This is a genomic window from Limosilactobacillus gastricus DSM 16045, assembly GCF_001434365.1.
GTDB lineage: Bacteria > Bacillota > Bacilli > Lactobacillales > Lactobacillaceae > Limosilactobacillus > Limosilactobacillus gastricus.
Window position 1 is genome coordinate 1 of record NZ_AZFN01000040.1, and the last position, 4,334, is coordinate 4,334.

At 38.0% G+C, this 4,334-nt stretch carries 7 protein-coding genes and 1 pseudogene; 4 read left to right on the top strand and 4 right to left on the bottom strand.

Going from position 1 to position 4,334, the window contains the following annotated elements:
• The 3 genes from FC60_RS09405 to FC60_RS08945 form a co-directional block, all read left to right on the top strand.
• Window positions 1-105 (top strand): hypothetical protein (locus FC60_RS09405; protein WP_156399319.1); only part of this gene is annotated, 105 nt, incomplete at its 5' end.
• A gap of 99 nt (window positions 106-204) precedes the next feature.
• Window positions 205-528, top strand: a complete 324-nt coding sequence (locus tag FC60_RS08940) for a type II toxin-antitoxin system RelE/ParE family toxin (protein WP_235806137.1) — start codon at window positions 205-207, stop codon at window positions 526-528.
• 14 nt (window positions 529-542) lie between these two features.
• A complete protein-coding gene (locus tag FC60_RS08945) occupies window positions 543-884 on the top strand; it encodes a HigA family addiction module antitoxin (protein ID WP_056938031.1) in 342 nt (113 codons plus the stop codon).
• Window positions 885-963: 79 nt separating this feature from the next.
• Here FC60_RS08945 and FC60_RS08950 read toward each other — a convergent pair.
• The 4 genes and pseudogenes from FC60_RS08950 to FC60_RS08965 all read right to left on the bottom strand — a co-directional run.
• Window positions 964-1,352, bottom strand: a pseudogene (locus FC60_RS08950) (FMN-binding protein); the annotation flags it as partial.
• A gap of 76 nt (window positions 1,353-1,428) precedes the next feature.
• Window positions 1,429-1,926 carry a phosphatidylglycerophosphatase A family protein gene (locus tag FC60_RS08955; protein WP_007122030.1) on the bottom strand — a complete coding sequence of 166 codons (498 nt, stop codon included), beginning with the start codon at window positions 1,924-1,926 and terminating at the stop codon, window positions 1,429-1,431.
• 17 nt (window positions 1,927-1,943) lie between these two features.
• The gene (locus FC60_RS08960; protein ID WP_056938033.1) at window positions 1,944-2,996 is read right to left on the bottom strand and encodes a serine hydrolase domain-containing protein; all 1,053 of its coding nucleotides are present in this window, start codon (window positions 2,994-2,996) and stop codon (window positions 1,944-1,946) included.
• A 2-nt stretch (window positions 2,997-2,998) separates the two neighbouring features.
• Entirely contained in the window at window positions 2,999-3,730 is a 732-nt protein-coding gene (locus FC60_RS08965; RefSeq protein ID WP_056938034.1) for a hypothetical protein, read from the bottom strand.
• Between the two features lie 180 nt (window positions 3,731-3,910).
• Between FC60_RS08965 and FC60_RS08970 the strand changes: the two genes are divergently transcribed.
• Window positions 3,911-4,156, top strand: coding sequence for a DUF454 family protein (locus FC60_RS08970; protein ID WP_056938035.1), 246 nt, complete (start codon window positions 3,911-3,913; stop codon window positions 4,154-4,156).
• Window positions 4,157-4,334: the final 178 nt, after the last annotated feature.

Below are 4,334 nucleotides of genomic sequence, written 5' to 3' on the forward strand. Positions count from 1 at the left end.
GTTACCCTTCTTTATGAAATGCAACGACGCCAAGTTAATACCGGACTTGCAACCCTTTGTATCGGGGGTGGCATGGGAATCGCCGCCATATTTAATCGGATTTAAATTATCATTAATTTACTCCATAGTTTACGTATTTAAAGAGTGAAACAAATTTTGTTTGAAGTAATATACCATTCTGGTATAATTGACTCGAGGTAAATTATGGAGTATTTTGCTGCAAGTAACAAGTTGTCAAAAATCCTTAACGATCCTAACTTGATGCTTAAACAATTCGGACTTAAGCGATCGAGAAAAATAATGGAACGATTAAATGAATTTGATAGTGCTAAAAACCTTTCGTTTATTCCTTCTGACCCTCCCCCAAGATGTCATCGATTGCATGGATCACTTGAAGGAAAGTTCGCTGTTGATGTTAGTCGAAATTTTCGTTTAATTTTTGAAGGATATGATAAGTTTGACCTTCTCTCATACGATAAAGAAGAGATCGTTTCTATTAGGATCATTGAAATCAGCGATTATCATTAGTAAGGAGAAAGAACATGAAATTAGATCGTACATATCCAATTAGAGCCTATCATAATAGTTCGGCTGCCGACCTACTTAAGGAAACAATGGATTTTTATAAAATAACGCAAGCTGACCTTGCTGAACGTATCGGTGTAAGCCAAAAGCATATCTCAGAGATCTTAAATCGTAAGAAATTTATGGATGAAACTCTTGCTCTGCGGATTGAAATGGTTATGGGTATATCTAGCGAGCTATTATTGAACCTTGATTCCAAGTATAAACTAGCCCAGGCTAAAGAAAATATTGGTGTTATCACCCATCATGATCGATCGTCTCACTTATTTTTAAAACGATACGACTGGGTCACAGTATAAAAATTTAATAAAGTAAACTTAAAACCGATCGGGTCAACAAACTCGATCGGTTTTTCCATTAAATCTTTTGTTCAATTTNTAAATCTTTTGTTCAATTTTATCGACTTTAATTTGCAAAACCTTCCGGATCCACGGAAACTTTTCTTTCATTTCGTCAAAAATCTGTCCTGACTCGATAAATGATCCTTGACCATAAATGTGAAAGCCTGCTCCAGGTCCTTGGGTTCCAAGAACTTCTTTAGTTCCAACCGTCAAGATAACAGTAGCGTCCGTTTGAAAATCCTGTTCAATACTATGCATTCCGGCTGCTGGGATGTATAAAACATCCGAATCTAAATCTAACTTTACATATGATATCCAAGTATTAACGAGACTAGCTGGATATGCATTAATTGTTACAATTGTAACGGGTCCTTCATGTTGCATAACTTCTAGAAATTTTTCATTATTCATGAATGAAACCTCCATTTTATTGGTAGCTTCATTATATCGATTTAGAAGCTAATCTCGAAATAATATGTTCTCTGATAATCCGCATCATATTTTAAGCATATAAATGTGCCATCTTCCCACACAAGGCCGCAATAATCGCTCCCAGCAAATCATCAATAAAAGTCGCCACATGTTGGTCATCCTGGTCAAATTTTTTGATAATACCATACTTGACCCGATCTAAATACCCAAAATTAGTGGTCCCAATGGTCCCGTATATATTTGAAATTTGGATAGCTAAGGCTTCATCCACGCCAAAAACACCAGAGTCATTTTTGATAATTGACAATAAGGGTTCTTGGATTTGATTCTCTTGAGCTAAGCGATCCAATTCTAACGCCACCATGGCTTCGTTTAATAATTCTCGTTTGTGTAAGACATCAATCAAGTTTTCATAATATTCTTCACGCGAACTATGTTCACCAAATTGACTTTGCATTTCAAAAGCGATGTCGCTTAATTGATGTAATTCCACCCCACGCTCGTGTAGTCGATTGACGACAAAATTATAGGCTTCTGTATCGGGATATTTAAAATTCGGGTTAAACACAATCTCTCCCCCTAACTCTAATTAAAATAAATCTGCGAAATTTGACTCGCAATTAATTTTTCTTGATTATATGGAATATTGTTGGCAAAGACGACCATCGTTTGATGATTACCATAATTACAATATACAGATGAGCATAAATTACCGTAACAACCATTGACCACAAACAACTTGCCGGCCCGAAAGTAGACTCCATCAAAATAATGATCAGTTCCGGTGGTAAAATCTACGTTTTCATCGATCGAACTCATTTTAACAAATTTGTTATGCCCTACAGCATTCACAAAGCGCCAATAATCCTTAGCAGAGAAGAAATAGTCTCCGGCCCCTAAGGTTACCGACATATTCTTTTGTAAATTAATTAAATTAGCTTGAAGATTAGATTCGCCAACCGGCAGCGCCACTTGATTAGCCTTAACTTGATCAAAATATTTGGTCTGCTTCAGCTTTAACGGCTTAATAAAATGGGATTGAACATATTGATGATATGACTGGTGAGTCAATTTACTAAGAATCCCCGCTAATAGAACATAATCCGTATTTGAATATGCCCAAGTAAAGTTTCCCGTCGCTAAATAATGATCCAAAGTATAATTCAACCGCGTTGATTGTTTCTTCATCACCTGACTGCTGGCTTGAGATGTATCTTGAAGGTCACTAGTATGGGTAATTAGATCCCTAATCGTGATTTGATTACTATTTGTAACCTTAGGATAATATTGACTCAACTTTTCATTTAAGCTTAATTTCCCCCGATTAAGCTGTTGTTGAATGGCAATCCCCGTAATTAACTTATTTAATGAAGCGATTGGAAACAAGCGCTCCCCCGTCAAGGTATGGGCTTGATCTACCCCCGTGATCTGATTAGTAATCACTAAAGGTTGGTTATCCTTCCCATTTACGACCACTACACCATTAACTTGATGATTAGCTAATATCTGTTTAATGGCGGTTTGAGTGTCTTGACTCGTGACTGGATTTTTATTAGTCGCCGCATGTGCCGTCACAGCACCACCACTACTAAAGATAATTATCAATCCGCAAATAAGTACCTGGATGATTTTCTTCATAATTATAATTCCCGACTTAACCGTTCTATTTCATCAGCTAACGCTTGACGTTCCTCACTTTTGAGCTCGGTTAGTCGTTGCGTTAACCCCTCCCAATCCTGTGTCCGCATTTTCTGTGCCAACAAGGCTAATAAAGATTGCGTCGTTACCGCTCGTGGTTGTTCCACTAAAGCATCCATTAAGCGATTGATGATCAGCTCTTTACCCTCCGCTGGTTGCGGTTGCGTCACCAACTCCATAAAAGCAAGCCAAGCATTCCCCGCTGCTGGCATCTGGTTGGTTTGCGCTAAATTCATCGCGGCATCGGCCAAGTGATCAATCAAATGCTCATCATCATCTAAATCCTGATACCCTAATAATGGTTGTTCAGATAAGCGTTGCTGGTAATCCCAGATTGCCCGTTCAATCGTAAAATGATCCGACATATTTTGCAAATACACTTTTTGATCATCAAAAGTCTTTAAAAACCGGTATCGCTTAGCATACGAAATTTGTTCACGATCGAATAAGGTCGAAAGTACCTGTTCAATCACCATCCGTGGCGGTACCTGTAACAGGTCAAAAGATGGCAAAATTAGGGGCAGATAGGTTTCAACATTCATCACTAAGACCCATTTTAGCCCGTTTTGAGCAATGGGACGGATGATCCAATTTAACTGGTCTGGAACTAGCTGATCCTTAACTTCCGTATCTTTTTTAAAGGCAAAGGATAGTTCCCGAGATACAAATAACATGTGTCCGCTCCTCCCTATGACGAATATCAGTATACTGAACTTTAGGCTCATTTAAAAGGCTTACCGACTTAAGCTTACTGAAATTTAATAATATTTGTTTAAGGTCGGTTTAATTGATATTAATTTCATCTGCTCAATGATAAAATTATGATAGATTAATTGAAAGTGAGGCGAAGGCCAATGGGATTTTTTATTTCAAGAATCTTATGGGGATTCTTGGGGACACTCGGTTTAGTTGGTGGAATTATTGGGTTAATGTTACCCATTGTTCCCCAAATTCCGTTCTTCTTACTAGCTTTATTTTGCCTTACGAAAATTTCGCCACGCTTCCATCGTTGGTTGCATCGGCAAATTTGGTATCTTAAATGGATGAAACAAGCCGCCAAATTTCCAATTATTGGTCGCTTGATTCGGATTAAAAACTAATCGAGGAAGCTTATGAGTGAACAAGATGGCTATTGTTTTAATGGAATGATCTGTCAAGATGGGTGTCCTTGCGCGAGTGCAGATGGTATTTGTCATTGCCCCATGCTTGATGATGATAAATGCGCTTGTAATGGCCATTGTCAGGCCTAACATCCAGAGCCAAAAAAGTGAGAGTAGT

Excerpts from the sequence above, each read along its gene's own strand:
- FC60_RS08940 (WP_235806137.1), top strand. The coding sequence starts at position 205 with ATGGAGTATTTTGCTGCAAGTAACAAGTTGTCAAAAATCCTTAACGAT.
- FC60_RS08945 (WP_056938031.1), top strand. The coding sequence starts at position 543 with ATGAAATTAGATCGTACATATCCAATTAGAGCCTATCATAATAGTTCG.
- FC60_RS08960 (WP_056938033.1), bottom strand. The coding sequence starts at position 2,996 with ATGAAGAAAATCATCCAGGTACTTATTTGCGGATTGATAATTATCTTT.
- FC60_RS08965 (WP_056938034.1), bottom strand. The coding sequence starts at position 3,730 with ATGTTATTTGTATCTCGGGAACTATCCTTTGCCTTTAAAAAAGATACG.
- FC60_RS08970 (WP_056938035.1), top strand. The coding sequence starts at position 3,911 with ATGGGATTTTTTATTTCAAGAATCTTATGGGGATTCTTGGGGACACTC.